Below are 18376 nucleotides of genomic sequence, written 5' to 3' on the forward strand. Positions count from 1 at the left end.
TTTCTTTAAGAAAGTAAGACCCCTGAGAGATGATCAGGTAGATAGGTTGGAAGTGGAAGGCTAGTGATAGTTGGAGCGGACCAATACTAATCGGTCGAGGACTTAACCAAAGAATGGATAAGTAAAAGCAACTTGGTTATTTTGATTCAAACTTCAATCCAGTTTTGAGTGAATGAAGATTCAACTCAATAAGAAACAACACCCAGTGTGGTGGCGATAGCGAGAAGGATACACCTGTTCCCATGCCGAACACAGAAGTTAAGCTTCTTAGCGCCGATTGTAGTGAAGGGTTTCCCTTTGTGAGAGTAGGACGTCGCCACGCGAATTGTTGTTTTTGGAGGTTTAGCTCAGCTGGGAGAGCACCTGCCTTACAAGCAGGGGGTCAGCGGTTCGATCCCGTTAACCTCCATTTTTTGAGCCGTTAGCTCAGTTGGTAGAGCATCTGACTTTTAATCAGAGGGTCACAGGTTCGAGCCCTGTACGGCTCATATTCATATTTCATTTGCGGGTGTGGCGGAATTGGCAGACGCACTAGATTTAGGATCTAGCGCCGCAAGGCGTGGGGGTTCAAGTCCCTTCACCCGCATATTTAGCCGGCTTAGCTCAGTTGGTAGAGCATCTGATTTGTAATCAGAGGGTCGAGGGTTCAAGTCCTTTAGCCGGCACCATTTTGCGGAAATAGCTCAGTGGTAGAGCACCACCTTGCCAAGGTGGGGGTCGCGGGTTCGAACCCCGTTTTCCGCTTAGCCAATTCATTACGCCGGGGTGGCGGAACTGGCAGACGCACAGGACTTAAAATCCTGCGGTGAGTGATCACCGTACCGGTTCGATTCCGGTCCTCGGCATTGTTTTATATTTAGCACCCATAGCTCAACTGGATAGAGTGTTTGACTACGAATCAAAAGGTTAGGGGTTCGACTCCCTTTGGGTGCATTAGTTATATACGGGAAGTAGCTCAGCTTGGTAGAGCACTTGGTTTGGGACCAAGGGGTCGCAGGTTCGAATCCTGTCTTCCCGATAATAATTTTCATGGGGCCTTAGCTCAGCTGGGAGAGCGCCTGCTTTGCACGCAGGAGGTCAGCGGTTCGATCCCGCTAGGCTCCATTCTTATTTTAATATAAGAGTTTCGCGGTGTAGCTCAGCTGGCTAGAGCGTCCGGTTCATACCCGGGAGGTCGGGGGTTCGATCCCCTCCGCCGCGATTATACATTTGGAAGAGCCTGGACCTTTAGCTCAGTTGGTTAGAGCAGACGGCTCATAACCGTCCGGTCGTAGGTTCGAGTCCTACAAGGTCCATTGTGACGTTGTTTATAGTTTTATTTTTATCATGGAGGATTACCCAAGTCCGGCTGAAGGGAACGGTCTTGAAAACCGTCAGGCGGGTAAAACCGTGCAAGGGTTCGAATCCCTTATCCTCCTTTCTTAGGAATTAAATTTCCTTGGTCTAATTATCGCGGGGTGGAGCAGTCAGGTAGCTCGTCGGGCTCATAACCCGAAGGTCGTAGGTTCAAATCCTGCCCCCGCAATTGCTTTTGATTTCAAAAGCACATAAAAAGAAAAGTATGGTTTGGTAGTTCAGCTGGTTAGAATGCCTGCCTGTCACGCAGGAGGTCGCGGGTTCGAGTCCCGTCCAGACCGCCATGCGGGTGTAGTTTAGTGGTAAAACCACAGCCTTCCAAGCTGTTGTCGCGAGTTCGATTCTCGTCACCCGCTTTTCTTTTTGGGCCTATAGCTCAGCTGGTTAGAGCGCACGCCTGATAAGCGTGAGGTCGATGGTTCGAGTCCATTTAGGCCCATAATTTTATAAAATGGCCCGTTGGTCAAGCGGTTAAGACACCGCCCTTTCACGGCGGTAACACGGGTTCGAGTCCCGTACGGGTCATAGTTTTGTTACGGAGGATTACCCAAGTCCGGCTGAAGGGAACGGTCTTGAAAACCGTCAGGCGGGTAAAACCGTGCAAGGGTTCGAATCCCTTATCCTCCTTTCTTAGGAATTAAGTTTCCTTGGTCTAATTATCGCGGGGTGGAGCAGTCAGGTAGCTCGTCGGGCTCATAACCCGAAGGTCGTAGGTTCAAATCCTGCCCCCGCAATTGCTTTTATTTTTTAAAGCATACATTTGCATAAAGCAAAAACGAATTGGTTTGGTAGTTCAGCTGGTTAGAATGCCTGCCTGTCACGCAGGAGGTCGCGGGTTCGAGTCCCGTCCAGACCGTTTTTGGCTCGGTAGCTCAGTTGGTAGAGCAATGGATTGAAGCTCCATGTGTCGGCAGTTCGATTCTGTCCCGCGCCATCCAAGAAAAATTTGCGGGTGTAGTTTAGTGGTAAAACCACAGCCTTCCAAGCTGTTGTCGCGAGTTCGATTCTCGTCACCCGCTTTTTTCTTATTTGGGGCCTATAGCTCAGCTGGTTAGAGCGCACGCCTGATAAGCGTGAGGTCGATGGTTCGAGTCCATTTAGGCCCATTTATTTCTTGGGGAAGTACTCAAGTGGCTGAAGAGGCGCCCCTGCTAAGGGTGTAGGTCGGGAAACCGGCGCGAGGGTTCAAATCCCTCCTTCTCCGTTTTTTCTTTTTAATGGCCCGTTGGTCAAGCGGTTAAGACACCGCCCTTTCACGGCGGTAACACGGGTTCGAGTCCCGTACGGGTCATAGTGAAGCATACAAACATTGTTTGTATGCTTTTTTTATTTTTATTACAAAAAAATGTCGTTGAAAGCGTTGACATTTGTTGTAAATATGTTATTCTTTGGATGTAGGGATAAGTAAATAGATGGATAGTGATTGTTTAAAGACAAGCTAAACCTAATTTTTTCATGAAGCGACATATGTGTCGTTCTTTTTGAAGAAATTGGGTTTTTCTTTTTTCAACGAAACACAAAGGAGGTGGGGCATTGATTATTCACAAAATTTTAAACAATAATGTGGTTATTACATTAGATGATGATAAACGAGAGCAAATTGTTATGGGCAAAGGAATTGCTTTTAAGAAACGCATTGGTGATTGGGTTCCTGATGAAAGTATCGATCAAGTTTTTTATTTAGCCAATCAAGAAACATCACTTAAGTTTCAAGAATTGTTAGGAAATATTCCTTTAGAGATGATGAAACTCTCGGATGACATTATTGTTTATGCAAAATCAACGTTGAAAAAGAGTTTGAATGATACCATTTATATTTCTCTGACGGATCATTTGTACACAGCTTTAGAAAGAAAAAAACAAGGAATTGCAATTAAGAATTTATTATTATGGGATATTAAACGTTTTTTTCCTGAAGAGTACGAAGTAGGAGTAAATGCTTTAAAAATGGTACAAAAGCGCGTAGGAATGGAATTGTCAACGGATGAGGCAGGTTTTATCGCATTGCACTTGGTGAATGCGGAGATGGAGGAAGAAGTCGGTAATATTTACGAATTGACAAAGTTGATGCAAGAGATTACAAATATCGTGAAATACTATTTTAAGGTAAGTTTTGATGAAGACTCTGTCTACTTTTATCGATTTAGCACACATTTAAAATTTTTCTGTTATCGCTTATTACACCAACGTGAAGTTGTCGAAAATGATGATGAAGAACTGTATGCGGTAATTAAAAAGAAATATCTCAACGCCTATCGTTGCGTGGAAAAGATCAGCTTGTATTTAAATGAGAACTATGACTATCAAGTTTCAAATGAAGAACGCTTGTACCTAACGATTCACATTGCACGAATTGTACAAACAACGGAACAATAAACGCACCACTTTGGATAGTGACATTCAGTTGGCTAAACCTTCAAATGAAAATAAATTTTTGGAGGAAAAAAAGATGGGAAAATATCATGAACTAGCAGAAAAAATTGTAAAAAATGTCGGTGGGCAAGAGAATATTAATAGTTTGACACATTGTATCACACGTCTTCGCTTCAAATTAAAAGATGAGAGTCAAGCGAATGATGATGTCTTAAAAAATATGGACGGTGTGGTAACTGTTATGAAAAGCGGTGGACAATACCAAGTCGTTATTGGGAACCATGTTCCAGCCGTTTACGAAGAAGTAGTTAGTATTGCAGGCTTGTCAGGAGAACGTGAAGAAGAAGCTTCCAGTGGGAATTTATTTGATCGCTTAATAGATATTTTAAGTGGTTGTTTCCAACCCTTTTTAGGGGCGTTAGCAGCGGCTGGGATGGTCAAAGGGTTAAATGCCTTATTGGTTTTCTTAAAGCTCTATACGGCTACGTCAGGGACTTATACCATGTTAAATGGGATTGGCGATGCAATTTTCTACTTTATGCCAGTTATTTTAGGTTATACAGCAGCTAAAAAATTCCGGTTGCATCCAATGGTAGGGATCGTGATTGGCGCAGCTTTATGTTACCCAACGATTCAAGGAAGTGCATTACAAACGGCCTTTGAAACAACAGCGGGTGCCGGAGCCGCAGCACCGTATAATTTATTCGGCTTACCTGCCTATAATACATTTATGGGGATTCCTTGGGTCGGTGCGAACTATACAAGTAGTGTCGTACCAATCATCTTCATTATTGCTTTTGCGGCACAAGTTCAAAAAGTGTTTAAACGTATTATTCCAGAAGTTGTTCAAACGTTCTTAGTACCGTTTTTCGTCTTGTTGATTGCCTTACCAATTGGTTTCTTAGTAATTGGGCCAATCGTTAGCATGCTAACAGATTTATTAAGCGCTGGCTTTACAGCATTAATGAGTTTCTCACCAGCTTTGTATGGTTTGATTCTTGGTTTCTTCTGGCAAGTCTTAGTTATTTTTGGTTTACATTGGAGCGTTGTGCCATTAGCTATTATGCAAGTGACACAAGAAGGTTCAAGCCAAGTATTAACGGGATCATTTGCAGCTAGTTTTGCGCAAACAGCGGTTGTTTTAGCGATGTTCTTCAAATTGAAAGATAAAAAGTTAAAAGCTTTGTGTCCGCCAGCAATTATCTCTGGTATTTTTGGTGTAACAGAGCCAGCAATTTATGGAATCACTTTACCAAAAAAATGGCCATTTATTTATTCAATGATTGGTGGCGCTGTCGGTGGTTTATATTTGATGATCAACAATGTGACAGCTTATACAATGGGTGGTTTAGGAATTTTCGGTGTGCTAAACTTTATCAATGGTGATGATGCAAGTGGGATGATTCAGTCCTTTATTGCAATTGCCATTGCAGCGGTCGTTGGTTTTGGTCTAACATTCTTCTTCTGGAAAGACAATACAGTTGAGGAAGAAGAAGTGATTATTGATAAAACAACGATTAAAAAAGAAAATATTACAAGTCCAGTCAAAGGACGAGTGTTATCTTTAAAAAATGCAGAGGATCCTGCTTTTGCAAATGGAGCTTTAGGAAATGGAGTCGTGATTGAACCAACGGAAGGTAAAGTGGTTGCACCCTTTGATGGAACGATTGTCACACTATTCCCAACAAAACATGCATTAGGTTTGATTTCAGATAACGGCACAGAATTATTGATTCATATTGGGATTGATACAGTTCAATTAGAAGGCGAAGGCTTTGAAGCTTTTGTAAAACAAGGTGACCGCGTGAAAAAAGGTCAAACATTAGTAACCTTTGATTTAGAAGGAATTAAAAAAGCTGGGTTTAGTACACAAATTCCAATCGTTGTGACGAATACAGCGGATTATTTAGATATTTTGGAAGTCGGCAGTAATGAAGTTTCAACAAGTGATGATTTGCTGACCGCTTTAATATAAAAAGATGTGGAGGAAGAGAATTTATGGCATTTAGAAAAGACTTTTTATGGGGTGGCGCAACAGCAGCCAATCAATGTGAAGGTGGCTATAACGAAGGCGGACGTGGTTTGGCAAACGTCGATTTAGCGCCAACTGGTCCAGATCGTTTTCCAGTAATCACTGGTGAAAAGAAAATGTTTAACTTTGATGAGGAACATTTCTATCCTGCACAAGAGGCGATTGATATGTATCATCGCTATAAAGAAGATATCGCCTTGTTTGGTGAAATGGGTTTTAAAACATACCGTTTATCCATTGCTTGGAGTCGAATTTTTCCAATGGGAGATGAAACAGAGCCGAATGAAGAAGGCTTGAAGTTCTATGAAGACTTATTCAAAGAATGTCATAAATATGGGATTGAGCCACTAGTAACGATTACACACTTTGACTGTCCAATGCACTTAGTGGAAGAATATGGCGCTTGGCGTAGTCGTAAGTTAGTAGGTTTCTATGAAAATCTTTGCCGTGTAATTTTCAACCGATATAAAGGATTAGTCAAATATTGGTTAACATTTAACGAAATTAATATGATTTTACATGCACCATTTATGGGAGCAGGTCTATACTTTGAAGAAGGCGAAAACAAAGAACAAGTGAAATACCAAGCGGCCCATCATGAACTACTAGCAAGTGCAATTGCGACAAAAATTGCTCATGAGGTAGATCCTGAAAACCAAGTAGGTTGTATGTTAGCGGCTGGTTCCAACTACGCTTATACTTGTAAACCAGAAGATGTTTTCGCTGCTCGACAAGCAGATCGTGAAAATTATTTCTTTATTGATGTCCAATCACGTGGGGAATACCCTGCGTATGCTTTAAAAGAAATGGCACGTAAAGGTATTCAAATTGAAATGGAAGAAGGCGACGAAGAACTTTTAAAAGAACATACGGTGGACTTCATTTCGTTCTCTTATTATTCTTCTCGTGTCACATCAACAGATCCAGAAATTAATGAGCAAACAGCTGGTAACATCTTTGCCTCTGTGAAAAATCCTTATTTAAAGGCCAGTGAATGGGGTTGGCAAATTGATCCACTTGGTTTGAGAATTACGATGAATGACTTATATGATCGTTATCAAAAACCACTATTTATTGTTGAAAATGGCTTAGGAGCGGTAGACACACCAGACGAAAATGGTTATGTAGTCGATGATTATCGTATCGATTATTTGGCGGCGCATATTCAAGCGATGAAAGATGCCGTTGAACAAGATGGTGTCGACTTGTTAGGTTATACGACTTGGGGCTGTATTGATTTAGTATCAGCTGGAACAGGTGAAATGAAAAAACGCTATGGCTTTATCTATGTGGATCGCGATAACGAAGGAAATGGTACGTTAAAACGAAGCAAGAAGAAATCGTTTGATTGGTACAAAAAAGTAATCGCAACAAATGGTGAAGATTTAAGTAATTAATAAAATTAGCAACTATTAAAGGGCGTTTGACGTTGGTAGAAAAAACAAGGACTCTTCTGCCAGCGTCAATTCCCTTGATGGTTTCTTTGTGATGCCTAAAAACAGAGGGAAAGAGGGATTTTATGGGATTTCCAGAAAATTTTTTATGGGGCGGCGCAACAGCTGCTAACCAATATGAAGGTGGCTACCTTTCAGGAGGCAAAGGTCTGAGTACATTAGATGCAATTACTGGTGGTAGTCAAACAGAACCGCGACGGATTACGTATTTAACTAAAGAGGGCCAAAAAGCTTCGTGTACGCGCGATCAAGCATTACCCGAAGGAGCGATTGGCTATATCGATGAAGAATTATACTACCCTAGTCATGTAGCGACGGACTTTTACCATCATTACGAAGAAGATATCGCCTTATTTGCAGAAATGGGTTTCAAATGTTTTCGGCTGTCTATCGCCTGGAGCCGGATTTGCCCAAATGGAACAAAAGAGATTAATGAAGAAGGCTTAGCCTTTTATGATAAAGTTTTTGATACTTTGCTGCGCCATGGAATTGAGCCCGTTGTGACGATTAACCATTTTGATATTCCGATGTATTTGGCCGATGAATATGATGGTTGGAAAAATCGTGAAGTGATTGATTTCTTTGTTTTCTTTTGCGAAACCATTTTTACACGTTACCAGGATAAAGTGAAGTATTGGATGACTTTTAATGAAATTAATTTTTTAAGAAGTTGGACGCAAATTGGGATTCACAATAATGATAAACAAAGTAAATATCAAGCAGTGCATCATCTATTTGTAGCAAGTGCGAAAGCAGTTGAATTAGGACATTCCATCAATCCAGATTTCCAAATTGGTATGATGGTGGCTTATATTCCAAGTTATCCTTTGTCCTGCAAACCTGAGGACGTGATGGCAGCTGTTCAATTTAACCGAGAGCAAGAATTTTATATGGATGTCCAGGCTAAGGGCTATTATCCAGCGCATAAGCTCAAAGAATTTGAGCGTGAAGGAATGACAATTCAAATGGAGTCAGAGGATTTAGCGATTATTCAAAAAGGAACAGTTGATTATATCGGGTTTAGTTATTATATGTCGACCGTTTCGACTGCTTATCCCGAAGAAGTAAAATATGTCGGAGGCAACCAAATGCCTGCGGTTAAAAATCCTTATTTGCAAGAATCTGAATGGGGCTGGGCTGTCGATCCTTTAGGGTTAAGAATTTCATTGTGTCAGTTGTCAGATCGTTACAATATGCCATTGTTTGTGGTTGAAAACGGGTTTGGTGCGGTGGATACATTGCAAGAGGATGGCTCGATTGTCGACGATTACCGCATTGATTATTTTAAACAACATATTGAAGCCATGAGAACCGCAGTAGAAGAAGACGGGGTTAACTTAATTGGTTATACGCCATGGGGTTGTATTGACTTAGTTTCAGCAGGGACTGGCGAAATGAAAAAACGTTACGGCTTTATCTATGTAGACATGGATGACCAAGGTCAGGGAACCTTGAAACGAACTAAGAAAAAATCATTTAATTGGTACAAACAAGTTATCGCTAGTAATGGTGAAAACTTAACAACTGAGTAGAAAATGAGGGGAAATAAAAAATGAAAAAACGATTGACGATTGTGGGGATGCTTTTTCTGGCCATTTTAGTAATGGTTGGTTGTGGTAAAAATCAGCAAGCAACGACAAAAGAAAAAGAGACAAAACCTGAAGAACTAACTCTTTACATTGTGCGCCATGGAAAAACCATGTTAAATACGACGGACCGCGTACAAGGATGGTCAGATGCGGTCTTAACACCAGAAGGTGAAAAAGTTGTGACAGCAACTGGGATTGGTTTGAAAGATGTTGCCTTTCAAAATGCATATAGTAGTGATAGTGGCCGCGCCTTGCAAACTGCTCAACTTATTTTAGATCAAAATAAAGCAGGCAAAGACCTTGAAGTCGTGCGTGACCCAGATTTACGTGAATTTAATTTTGGTAGCTATGAAGGGGATTTAAACAAGACAATGTGGCAGGATATTGCTGATGATCAAGGTGTTTCCTTAGAAGAATTTATGAAAAACATGACCCCTGAATCTTTTGCCAACAGTGTAGCTAAACTGGATCAACAGCGCGAGGAAAGCAAGAATAACTGGCCTGCAGAAGACTATGCTACAATTACCAAACGTTTGAAAAAAGGCTTAGATAAAATTGTTGCCACAGAATCAGCCAATCCCGGAAATGGCAATGTTTTAGTTGTCTCTCATGGCTTGAGTATTTCAGCGTTGTTAGCAACTTTATTTGATGATTTTAAAGTCCCAGAAGGCGGGTTGAAGAATGCTAGTGTCACAACAATTCATTACAAAAATGGCGAATATACTTTGGATAAAGTCAATGATGTCAGCTACTTAGAAGCAGGCGAAAAAGAATCAAAATAATCTAAGGCATCGAGAAACGGTCTAGTTAGGAGTTGGTGGAGCAAGAAAAGGGTTGCTCCACCAACTCCTATTGTTTTTTTATTAAAAGTGAAGGCTTACCTCATCACATTTTTAAATAGAAGTGGTTCGAGCTCAAAAATGATTTATCGCATAACTATGCTGACTAGATTTTGGACCGTTTTTTTACTAACTGAATAAAAGCATGTTCTGATGGGGTATTTTTACATTTATATTAAGTAAAAATTAGAAATTATTTTTTTAATTAGTGAATCAACTATTAAATAAATAGAATGAAAACATTGTGACATGTATCTGTTAAAAACCAGTCCTTTTTATGACTATTGTTGTTTTAGTTAATGAAATAGGTTGTTATTTATTATCTAAATTGTATAAGGCTGTTACTATGTTTGCTTATATTAGTAATGTGTCCCTATAAAATAGAATAATAGCTATGTCTATTTAAAATAGTGTATGCTACTATTTTTTACAACAGACAAATTTATGAAAGGGAGGGAATTGATGAAGAAAGTACCATAGTATGTTTGTTGATCAGCAAAAATTAACAGTTGTTAGGTATTAAAAAATCGGATATCAAAGTAAAAGGAGGAGCTTTAAATTATGAAAAATAAATTTTTAATTTCTGTAGCTGTCTTAGGCATTTTAGGAATGACTATAATTCCTATGAGAGCTTTAGCAACCGACTCAACAAGTATTTTGGATTTTGGAGTTGTTTCAGTAGATAAAATTAATGAAACAATTACGGATATTGAAAATGAATATGGAACTTTAGATAAGGAAATGTTGCAGGCTAGTGAAAAATTAGAAGGCTATTTCGATACTGTTAATGGTGTTCTTGTAATTAACACAGATGTTGAGACTTTAGCTTCGGATTTAAATATTTCAGTTTCGGATGCGCAATTGATGATTGATGCTACAAATGAAATTGATTTAAATACACCACAATTATCCAGATTTGTAGGTGTATATATTAATTTAGGACCAAAAGTAAGAAAAATGAATGCATGGGCAGCTGGCGCATTTGTAGGTGGATATGTGGGCTGGTATGCCAAGCAATTTGCAGCAGCAGGACCAGTCGGTGCAGGTGTAGCAGCAGTTATAACAGCTGGAGCAGCTGCAACAGCAAAATGGGCAGTAGAAAACGGAATTAGAAGAATAAGTTTAGGGAAATATATCGGTGGCTGGAATTGGAACTATACAATTAATATTCCTTAGAGAGAAGTGTTAGAATGGCGAGGAAGCAACGGTTTATTGTTAAGTCAATGTTACTATCATTCCTTATTTTAGGAGTCCTTTCCTTCATTTTCAAAGAATATATTTTTGAAAATGTTGGTTTATTGAGGGCTTCGTTAGCTCTGATAGTATTTTTCATTGGCGAGTATATCTATTTAGACTATACTTTATCAAATAACAGGGCTTTATTGATCTGTTCGGTGTTGATATTTCTGCTTTCAGCTTCATTGTTATTTTAATAAGGGAAGTGTAGGAAAAATAAATGATGATTTGAGACGGTTATTATCAGCTACTTAGAAGCAGGCGAAAAAGAATCAAAATAATCCCTGGATTAGAGAAACAGTCTATTTAGGAGTTGGTGGAGCAAGAAAAGGGTTGCTCCACCAACTCCTATTGTTGTGTTCTTTTTTTATTAAAGGTAGAATCAGAAAGAAGAATTTTTTCATTGGGAGGAAATGAGATGAAAAATAGAACAAAATCACGTTGGAAAAAAATTGTCCTAGGACTTGGGCTTTTTTTAGTAATCTTAGTCATCGGTTTGACTATTTTTATTAAAAATAGTACGTATCAAGCAACCGATTCGGCCTTAAAAATAAGTCAAAGTGCCACGCAAGAAAAAAACTATGATTATTACACAAACGGGCAAAAAAATGATACAGCACTGATTTTTTATCCAGGTGCATTGGTTGCGCCCGCTAGTTATAGTGAATGGGCGCAAGAAGTTGCTACGAAAGGTTATGATGTCTATATTGTTCATTTTCCTTTGAATTTAGCGGTTCTTGCACCAAATGCTGCAGAACAAATTATAAAGGATCATCCACAACAAAACTTCGTTTTGGCTGGACATTCTCTGGGTGGTGTGATGGCTAGTCGTTTTGTAGCGGAAAATGAGCAACGAATCAAAGGCATGATTTATTTAGCCAGCTATCCTGACGAAAAAGGTGCACTAAACAAGCAAGATCTGCCGGTTCTGTCAATAACAGCTACAAACGATGGTGTTTTAAATTGGACTAGCTATCAAAAAGCCAAACAGTTCTTGCCGAAAGATACGCAGTATGTATCTATCAAAGGTGGTAACCATGCAGGGTTTGGTAATTACGGTGTCCAAAAAGGAGACAACAAAGCGACAATTTCTAACGAGCAACAGCAAATAGAAATCAGTCAATTGATTGTAGCGTGGCTACAATTACGCCCCAATAAATAATCCGATGAGCCGAAATGTTATTTTTTCGGCTCATTTTTACTGCGATAAACAGAGGGGGTTACGCCTGATTCTTTTTTAAAAGTGGTGGCAAAATATGCTGCGGTTTGGAAGCCAACTTTTTTCGCGATTTGTTGAATCGTAAGGGGTGAATGGAGAAGCAATTCTTGGGCTTGCCTAATTCGGATACTTGTTAAATAAGCTAATGGGGTTTGTTTTGTCTGTTCCTTAAAGGTTCGCTGCAAATGAAAGGGACTACCGTGGCAGGCTTGCGCTAAATAGTCTAAACTTAAAGGTTCCGCTGAATGCAGATCAATAAATTGCTTAATTTGAGCAACCCATTCCTCGTTAGGAACGACTTGCCCGGTTGGTTGACATCTTTTACATGGACGAAAACCAAGTGTTAAAGCTTCCTGAGCCGTTTTGAAGATCAGAACGTGGTTCTTGTTGGGCACACGGGAAGGGCACGAAGGACGACAAAAAATTTTAGTTGTGGTCACACCATAAAAAAAATCACCATCAAATTGCGTATTATTATTTTGAATGGCTTCCCAACGTTTCTGAGTAAGTCGATACGTTGTTTTCATTGTAAGCACACCTCCCGTTTTCTTCATTGTAAAAGAATCCCTAATAAAAACAAGTAAAAAGTGATAGGAGCGCAAGATTTTGAAAGCCAAAAGAATTATAATGAAGATAAGAAAAACACGAGAAAGAAGTGTAGAAATATGGCAAAAAAGATTTATTATGCGCAACAAGAATGGCAGAACGATCACTATTATCTTGGTGTGACAGACGCTGGACTAGCTTTTGTAGGTTCAGCCAATCAATCGATAGAAGAACTGAAAAACTGGTATCCTCAAGCACAATTAGAAGCTTCTGAAAAGAAAACTGCGCCTTATAAAGAAGCACTAATAAGTTATCTTAACCAACATTCGACAACGTTTGCTTGCCCCATAGACATCGAAGGAACGCCCTTTCAAAAAGAAGTTTGGCAGGCGTTGCAAGAAATACCTTATGGTGAGACAATAACCTATCAAGAAATTTCAGAAAAAATTGGGCGTCCACGTGCGGTTCGAGCAGTTGGCACAGCGATTGGGAAAAATCCTTTATTAATGGTCATTCCTTGCCATCGAGTCATCGGCAGCAAGGGACAATTAACCGGTTACCGTGGTGGTTTAGCAATGAAACAAGCATTATTAACATTTGAACAGTCTTAAAAGGAGGCGGCGATGAACAACTATCAATGGTATACAGAACAATGGGGAAAACCTACAAGAGAGGATGATTTGCTGTTTTTATTGTTGACGGTGGGTGTTTTTCAAGTTGGTTTAAGTTGGAAAGCAGCAGCAGGGAAAAAAGTAGCATTCATGAAAAATTTTTGCCAAATGAAGCCGGAAAAAGTTGCCGCGCTGTTGCCTGACGAAGTCGATCGAATAGTAGCTGATCCAGATATGATTCGCAATCGGCGCAAAATTGAAGCAACCATTAAAAATGCGCAAGCAATTTTAAAAGTACAAGAAGAATTTGGCAGTTTTGCCAATTATCTATGGCAATTTGTAAAAAACGTCCCCGTTTTATCTATTTATGAAGAAGCATACCAAGTCCCACGCACACAGCTTTTGTCAGATAACGTAGCAAAAGACTTAAAAAAAAGAGGATTTTCTTTTGTAGGTCCGATTGTCACCAATATGTTTCTGAAAGCTAGCGGGATTATCCAGGTGGAAATTTTAAATCCAGAATAAAGGAGTGTTAGGATGTTTGAAAATGAATCTCTTAGTTTTGAAGAACAAACAATTATTCAAGCAGCAGAGCGTTATGTTCAACAAGAATTAGCCAACGAAGCAAGTGGCCATGACTGGTGGCATATTTATCGGGTGACACAATTAGCAAAAACAATTGCAGAGAAAGAACAAGCAAATTTATTTTTATGTATATTAACAGCATTGTTACATGATATTGGCGATGAAAAATTTAACGAAAGTGAAGAGGCTGGCTTACTAAAGGTGCAACAATGGTTGGAAGCAAATAACGTATCAACAGAGCAAACGAATCACATCCTTTCCATTATTGCTAATATGTCCTTTAAAGGAGGAAATACTGGGAAAACAGTCACTACATTAGAAGGAAAAGTGGTCCAGGATGCGGATCGATTAGATGCCATCGGTGCGATTGGAATTGCACGGGTGATGGCTTATTCGGGAAATAAAGGCCGTTTAATTCACGATCCTCACAAACAACCTCGTGAACAGTTAACCCAAGAAGAATACCGGAATGGGGAAGATACTGCTATTATGCATTTTTACGAGAAACTTTTAAAGTTAAAGGAACAAATGAATACAAATTATGGTCGCTTATTGGCGGAAAAGCGTCATCAATTTATGGAACTTTATCTGGAGGAATTTTATCAAGAGTGGGATGGACACCGATAAATGAGGGCCAACTAAAACAGTCAGTACATTTCTTTTTGAATTTTAAGAGAACTCTTTTTTACAAATACCTCAGAAGTGGTAAAATGATGGATGAATAAACGGGTGGTTTATCTTAGTTTTACGTTACATATAGGAGGTAATTATGGAGACAAAAAAATCGAGTGGCATGTTTGCAGTTATTGCCGCACTGATTGCGAATATTTTAGTAGCGATTAGTAAATTTGTTGGTTTTGCTTTAAGTGGTAGTACCGCTATGATGAATGAAAGTATCCACAGTGTCGTGGACTGTAGTAATCAGGTGTTATTACTTTTTGGGAATAAGCGCGCTTCTCGTGGGCAAAGTGCGTTACATCAATTTGGAGAAGGCCGTGCAAAATACTTTTTTAGTACAATTGTTGCAACGATGCTCTTTTTTGGTGGGGGCGCGTTAGGCGTAATGGAGGCTATTCAGAAGTTACTGCATCCCTCTCATGAAGTAGAAAATGTGGCTATTGTCATTGGTATTTTAATTTTTGGTTTGCTTGTGGAAGGTAGCTCTTTGCGTGTAGCGATGAAAGAAATCAAAGAATTGAATACAGAGAAGTTATCGCTCTTAAAATTTTTGCGAGAAAGTCGTCACAGTGAAATTTTAATTATTTTTACAGAAGACTTTTGTGCGGTTATTGGTTTGTGTTTAGCTTTGGTGGGAACCCTTTTAACAATGGTAACTGGGATTGCTGCATTTGATGCTATCAGTGGTTTACTGATTGGTTTACTATTAATGTGTGCAGCCATTTTCTTAGCGAAAGAATTTTATAGTTTGATTATAGGAGAAAGTGTGACCGCTACAGATTTAGCAAAAATTAAAACTGCATTTGATCGGGCGGATGTTGAAAAACTAATTGATGTAAAGACCGTTCATTTAGGTCCAACTGAAATTTTAGTAGCGGCAAAAATTGATGTGGTAGAACCAATGGAAGAAGATGCACCTGATGTTGTGAATGCGATTGAACGAGACATTCGCAGTAAAATGCCTGATAAAAAAATCTATATCTATATTGAAGTTGACGATTATGATGTGAATTACGTTCGTAAATAACAAATGAAAGAATAACTTTAAAAAACAATATGGGGGAAGAAACGATGCAAGAGGCAATTATAACAAGTACAGTAGATTTAACCAGTGGTGGTTGCAACGCCTGTGGTTTAGTGGAAGATACCGTCTACACATTAGCAATGAATGGAGTGGACATTCCGTTAGATGGCTTGACAGTTGCTCATCTAGTTTCTGCTGTTGTTGCCAGAAATGGATTTAAACAGGAGCTACAAATGGATATGCTAGATGACGAATATATCCTTTATCGAAAAGAAGACACAGCAGTAACTTTTAAAGAAACGTACAATCATTTAAGCTACGATAACGGTTCTGAAAAAATCCAATCTAAAAATAAACTGGAAGATTTACCAAAACTTTTTGAACAAGTTAATCAAATCCTAACAACTGTTTTTGGAATTGGAACTGTCAATTTTATTATAGAATAAAGTACAAAATAGAACAGAAATTGGACAATCAATGAGTGAAAGAGATCGTCCAATCTCTGTTTTTTAATGTATAAATAGAAAATAAAGACAAAAAATGATTAAGTTAAGTGAACGCCTTTATCGACATAAATGATGTCACCGACCACACCACTAGCTAGCTCACTGACTAAAAAGGCACAAGTGTTTCCGACTTCTTCAATGGTTACACCTGTTTTATCTGGTGTCCGCTCATTAGAAATACTAATCAATTGATCGTAGTCTTTTACACCAGTCACAGCCAATGTTTTAATCGCTCCTGCGGAGATTCCGTTGACACGAATTTTATCTGCAGCTAATTCAAAAGCTAAATATTTCACGGCAGTTTCTAAAGAAGCTTTAGCAATCCCCATCATATTGTAGTTAGGAATCGCACGTTCGGAACCTAAATACGTCAATGTGACAATTCCTGAACCAGGATTTAACAAAGGTTTCGCATAATGAGTGACTGCTAAAAGAGAGTAGCTACTAATATCTTGTGCTAATAGGAAACCATCACGAGTGATGTCACTAACGTTTCCAGACAATTCTTCTTTTTTGGCAAAAGCAATCGCATGGACTAGTCCATCGATTGTGCCCACTTCATTTTTAATTGTTTCAAAGGCTGCTTGAATGGACGCATCAGAAGCAACATCGCACTCCACCAACAAATCATTTTCATCTGCTAATTTAACCACTTGCTTTTTCATGCGTTCGTTTTGATACGTATAAATAACATTGGCCCCTTGATCTTTTAATGCTTTTGCACAGCCCCAAGCAATACTTTTTTTGTTGGCAACACCCATTACGACGACATTCTTATTTTGTAAAAACATATAAAATCTCCTTTAATAAAAAATTTTTGTTGATAGAATAGGCTTTTCTTCATCAAAATGTAAAAGTTACATTTATTGAGTTGACGAATAAAATTTCAACTGGTATTATCTGTGTGAGAATGATAACAAAATCTTCTCAATTTTCTAATCTTGAAAAAAACAGACATTTTTCCTGATGTCTGAATTATTAACCAAAATACTTTGAAAGTCAAACTATTTTTCTTATTTTTTGAGAAAAAGTGCTGGAAACCGCATGAAATAATAGTTTGATAATCAAAATAAACTCGGAGGTACAGTATGAAAAGAGTGGTCATAACCGGCATGGGTGCCGTAACACCATTAGGCAATACCGTAAAAGAATTTTGGCATAATCTAGTGGATGGCAAACTAGGAATTGGCAAAATTACTAAATTTGATTCTGAAGATACTGGGGTAGCTTTGGCTGGCGAAGTGAAAGAGTTTGACCCAAGTGCTGTTTTAGAACGCAAAGAGCAAAAAAGAATGGACTTATTTTCTCAATATGGCTTGGTCGCTGCTTTAGAAGCGTGGGAAATGAGTGGTTTAACAGAAGCAACGATTGACCCGACTCGTTTAGGTGTGATTGTCGGTAGTGGGATTGGCGGGATGACTACCTTACAAGACCAAGTACGGGTAATGGATAAAAAAGGCGCAAAACGCGTAACACCATTTTTCGTGCCCATGGTAATTGCTAATATGGCAGCGGGAAATATTTCGATTCGTTTAGGTGCAAAAGGACCTTCTCAAACTATCGTGACTGCTTGTGCTTCTGCGACGAATGCGATTGGTGAAGCTTTTCGCACGATTAAATATGGTTTAGCGGACATGATGGTAACTGGTGGGACAGAAGCCACAGTATGTGAAATTGGGATTGCAGGCTTTGCAGCATTGAATGCTTTAAATACAACAGAAGATGCGACTCGGGCTTCGATTCCTTTTGATAAAGAACGAAAAGGTTTTGTGATGGGTGAAGGCGCAGGAATGCTGGTTTTAGAAGAACTCGAGCATGCACAGAAACGTGGCGCAACTATCTACGGCGAAATTGTTGGCTATGGCAGCAACTGTGATGCTAGCCACATGACCGCTCCTTTAAAAGACGGTAGTGGCGCGGCGGCTGCGATGGAAATGGCGATTGCGGAAGCAGGGATTACGCCGGAACAAATTGGGTATATCAATGCTCATGGTACGTCAACCCCAGCGAATGACGCTGCGGAAACAACGGCCATCAAACGTGTCTTTGGTGAGCGAGCATCGCAAATTCCAATTTCAAGTACAAAGAGTATGACTGGACATTTATTGGGCGCGGCTGGCGGTATCGAAGCGATTGCTTGTGTACAAACATTGCAAGAAGGAAAAGCTCATCCGACAGTAGGCTACCAAGTTGCTGATCCAGATTGTGATTTAGATTATGTCACAGAAGGTGCACGTGACATTACAGCGGACTATACAATTAGTAATTCGTTTGGCTTTGGTGGCCATAATGGTGTAATTTGCTTGAAGAAATGGGAGGAAAACTAGT

The 18376-nt window shown here is 39.4% G+C and carries 15 protein-coding genes, 25 tRNA genes and 2 rRNA genes (1 of these 42 cut by a window edge); 40 read left to right on the forward strand and 2 right to left on the reverse strand.

The window, feature by feature from the left end:
• The 34 genes from IGL13_RS01185 to IGL13_RS01350 form a co-directional block, all read left to right on the forward strand.
• Nucleotides 1-110 (forward strand): 23S ribosomal RNA (locus tag IGL13_RS01185); it begins 2803 nt to the left of the window's first position.
• 96 nt (nt 111-206) lie between these two features.
• Nucleotides 207-322, forward strand: a 5S ribosomal RNA gene (gene rrf / locus IGL13_RS01190).
• A 14-nt stretch (nt 323-336) separates the two neighbouring features.
• Nucleotides 337-409 (forward strand) — tRNA-Val (locus IGL13_RS01195).
• Between the two features lie 6 nt (nt 410-415).
• Nucleotides 416-488 (forward strand) — tRNA-Lys (locus IGL13_RS01200).
• Between the two features lie 16 nt (nt 489-504).
• A tRNA-Leu gene (locus IGL13_RS01205) sits at nt 505-586 on the forward strand.
• A gap of 6 nt (nt 587-592) precedes the next feature.
• Nucleotides 593-668, forward strand: a tRNA-Thr gene (locus IGL13_RS01210).
• A gap of 4 nt (nt 669-672) precedes the next feature.
• Nucleotides 673-744 (forward strand) — tRNA-Gly (locus IGL13_RS01215).
• A gap of 15 nt (nt 745-759) precedes the next feature.
• Nucleotides 760-845: transfer RNA gene (locus tag IGL13_RS01220), tRNA-Leu, on the forward strand.
• Between the two features lie 14 nt (nt 846-859).
• Nucleotides 860-933 (forward strand) — tRNA-Arg (locus IGL13_RS01225).
• Nucleotides 934-944: 11 nt separating this feature from the next.
• A tRNA-Pro gene (locus IGL13_RS01230) sits at nt 945-1018 on the forward strand.
• Between the two features lie 13 nt (nt 1019-1031).
• Nucleotides 1032-1104 (forward strand) — tRNA-Ala (locus IGL13_RS01235).
• Nucleotides 1105-1127: 23 nt separating this feature from the next.
• Nucleotides 1128-1201, forward strand: a tRNA-Met gene (locus IGL13_RS01240).
• A gap of 20 nt (nt 1202-1221) precedes the next feature.
• Nucleotides 1222-1295 (forward strand) — tRNA-Ile (locus IGL13_RS01245).
• 33 nt (nt 1296-1328) lie between these two features.
• A tRNA-Ser gene (locus IGL13_RS01250) sits at nt 1329-1418 on the forward strand.
• Between the two features lie 33 nt (nt 1419-1451).
• Nucleotides 1452-1525 (forward strand) — tRNA-Met (locus tag IGL13_RS01255).
• 38 nt (nt 1526-1563) lie between these two features.
• Nucleotides 1564-1640, forward strand: a tRNA-Asp gene (locus tag IGL13_RS01260).
• Between the two features lies 1 nt (nt 1641).
• Nucleotides 1642-1712 (forward strand) — tRNA-Gly (locus IGL13_RS01265).
• 9 nt (nt 1713-1721) lie between these two features.
• Nucleotides 1722-1795 (forward strand) — tRNA-Ile (locus IGL13_RS01270).
• Between the two features lie 14 nt (nt 1796-1809).
• Nucleotides 1810-1881 (forward strand) — tRNA-Glu (locus IGL13_RS01275).
• 12 nt (nt 1882-1893) lie between these two features.
• A tRNA-Ser gene (locus IGL13_RS01280) sits at nt 1894-1983 on the forward strand.
• Nucleotides 1984-2016: 33 nt separating this feature from the next.
• A tRNA-Met gene (locus IGL13_RS01285) sits at nt 2017-2090 on the forward strand.
• A gap of 48 nt (nt 2091-2138) precedes the next feature.
• A tRNA-Asp gene (locus IGL13_RS01290) sits at nt 2139-2212 on the forward strand.
• Between the two features lie 5 nt (nt 2213-2217).
• Nucleotides 2218-2290, forward strand: a tRNA-Phe gene (locus tag IGL13_RS01295).
• Nucleotides 2291-2304: 14 nt separating this feature from the next.
• A tRNA-Gly gene (locus IGL13_RS01300) sits at nt 2305-2375 on the forward strand.
• Between the two features lie 13 nt (nt 2376-2388).
• A tRNA-Ile gene (locus IGL13_RS01305) sits at nt 2389-2462 on the forward strand.
• 10 nt (nt 2463-2472) lie between these two features.
• A tRNA-Ser gene (locus IGL13_RS01310) sits at nt 2473-2560 on the forward strand.
• 15 nt (nt 2561-2575) lie between these two features.
• Nucleotides 2576-2647 (forward strand) — tRNA-Glu (locus tag IGL13_RS01315).
• Between the two features lie 242 nt (nt 2648-2889).
• Nucleotides 2890-3732, forward strand: a complete 843-nt coding sequence (gene licT / locus IGL13_RS01320) for a BglG family transcription antiterminator LicT (RefSeq protein WP_002355181.1) — start codon at nt 2890-2892, stop codon at nt 3730-3732.
• 73 nt (nt 3733-3805) lie between these two features.
• Entirely contained in the window at nt 3806-5704 is a 1899-nt protein-coding gene (locus IGL13_RS01325; protein WP_002358327.1) for a beta-glucoside-specific PTS transporter subunit IIABC, read from the forward strand.
• A 23-nt stretch (nt 5705-5727) separates the two neighbouring features.
• Entirely contained in the window at nt 5728-7158 is a 1431-nt protein-coding gene (locus tag IGL13_RS01330) for a 6-phospho-beta-glucosidase (RefSeq protein ID WP_002355183.1), read from the forward strand.
• A 122-nt stretch (nt 7159-7280) separates the two neighbouring features.
• Nucleotides 7281-8747 (forward strand): glycoside hydrolase family 1 protein, encoded by a 1467-nt coding sequence (locus tag IGL13_RS01335; RefSeq protein WP_002377891.1) that lies wholly within the window; start codon nt 7281-7283, stop codon nt 8745-8747.
• Between the two features lie 20 nt (nt 8748-8767).
• Nucleotides 8768-9586: a histidine phosphatase family protein gene (locus IGL13_RS01340; RefSeq protein WP_002358330.1), complete on the forward strand. Its 819-nt coding sequence runs from the start codon at nt 8768-8770 to the stop codon at nt 9584-9586.
• A gap of 618 nt (nt 9587-10204) precedes the next feature.
• A complete protein-coding gene (locus IGL13_RS01345; protein ID WP_002377892.1) occupies nt 10205-10819 on the forward strand; it encodes a hypothetical protein in 615 nt (204 codons plus the stop codon).
• 478 nt (nt 10820-11297) lie between these two features.
• Nucleotides 11298-12041 (forward strand): alpha/beta hydrolase, encoded by a 744-nt coding sequence (locus IGL13_RS01350; protein ID WP_002401743.1) that lies wholly within the window; start codon nt 11298-11300, stop codon nt 12039-12041.
• A gap of 17 nt (nt 12042-12058) precedes the next feature.
• Here the strand turns inward: IGL13_RS01350 and IGL13_RS01355 are convergent, their stop codons facing one another.
• Complete coding sequence (locus IGL13_RS01355; protein ID WP_002377894.1) at nt 12059-12652, reverse strand: bifunctional transcriptional activator/DNA repair enzyme AdaA; 594 nt, start codon at nt 12650-12652, stop codon at nt 12059-12061.
• Nucleotides 12653-12763: 111 nt separating this feature from the next.
• Between IGL13_RS01355 and IGL13_RS01360 the strand changes: the two genes are divergently transcribed.
• The 5 genes from IGL13_RS01360 to IGL13_RS01380 all read left to right on the forward strand — a co-directional run bounded on the left by IGL13_RS01360 (nt 12764) and on the right by IGL13_RS01380 (nt 15988).
• Nucleotides 12764-13255, forward strand: coding sequence for a methylated-DNA--[protein]-cysteine S-methyltransferase (locus tag IGL13_RS01360; RefSeq protein WP_002362939.1), 492 nt, complete (start codon nt 12764-12766; stop codon nt 13253-13255).
• 12 nt (nt 13256-13267) lie between these two features.
• Nucleotides 13268-13780, forward strand: a complete 513-nt coding sequence (locus IGL13_RS01365; RefSeq protein WP_002355189.1) for a DNA-3-methyladenine glycosylase I — start codon at nt 13268-13270, stop codon at nt 13778-13780.
• A gap of 12 nt (nt 13781-13792) precedes the next feature.
• Entirely contained in the window at nt 13793-14467 is a 675-nt protein-coding gene (locus tag IGL13_RS01370; RefSeq protein WP_002355190.1) for an HD domain-containing protein, read from the forward strand.
• 142 nt (nt 14468-14609) lie between these two features.
• Nucleotides 14610-15545, forward strand: a complete 936-nt coding sequence (locus IGL13_RS01375) for a cation diffusion facilitator family transporter (RefSeq protein WP_002355191.1) — start codon at nt 14610-14612, stop codon at nt 15543-15545.
• Nucleotides 15546-15574: 29 nt separating this feature from the next.
• Nucleotides 15575-15988 (forward strand): DUF4809 family protein, encoded by a 414-nt coding sequence (locus tag IGL13_RS01380; RefSeq protein WP_002377895.1) that lies wholly within the window; start codon nt 15575-15577, stop codon nt 15986-15988.
• Nucleotides 15989-16086: 98 nt separating this feature from the next.
• Here the strand turns inward: IGL13_RS01380 and fabI are convergent, their stop codons facing one another.
• Nucleotides 16087-16839, reverse strand: coding sequence for an enoyl-ACP reductase FabI (fabI, locus tag IGL13_RS01385; protein WP_002358338.1), 753 nt, complete (start codon nt 16837-16839; stop codon nt 16087-16089).
• A 297-nt stretch (nt 16840-17136) separates the two neighbouring features.
• Here fabI and fabF point away from each other — a divergent pair, with 297 nt between their 5' ends.
• The gene (gene fabF, locus IGL13_RS01390) at nt 17137-18375 is read left to right on the forward strand and encodes a beta-ketoacyl-ACP synthase II (RefSeq protein ID WP_002358339.1); all 1239 of its coding nucleotides are present in this window, start codon (nt 17137-17139) and stop codon (nt 18373-18375) included.
• Nucleotide 18376 lies beyond the last annotated feature (1 nt).

Origin of the sequence: Enterococcus sp. DIV1937, from assembly GCF_050535975.1 — a bacterium.
Lineage (GTDB): Bacteria > Bacillota > Bacilli > Lactobacillales > Enterococcaceae > Enterococcus > Enterococcus faecalis.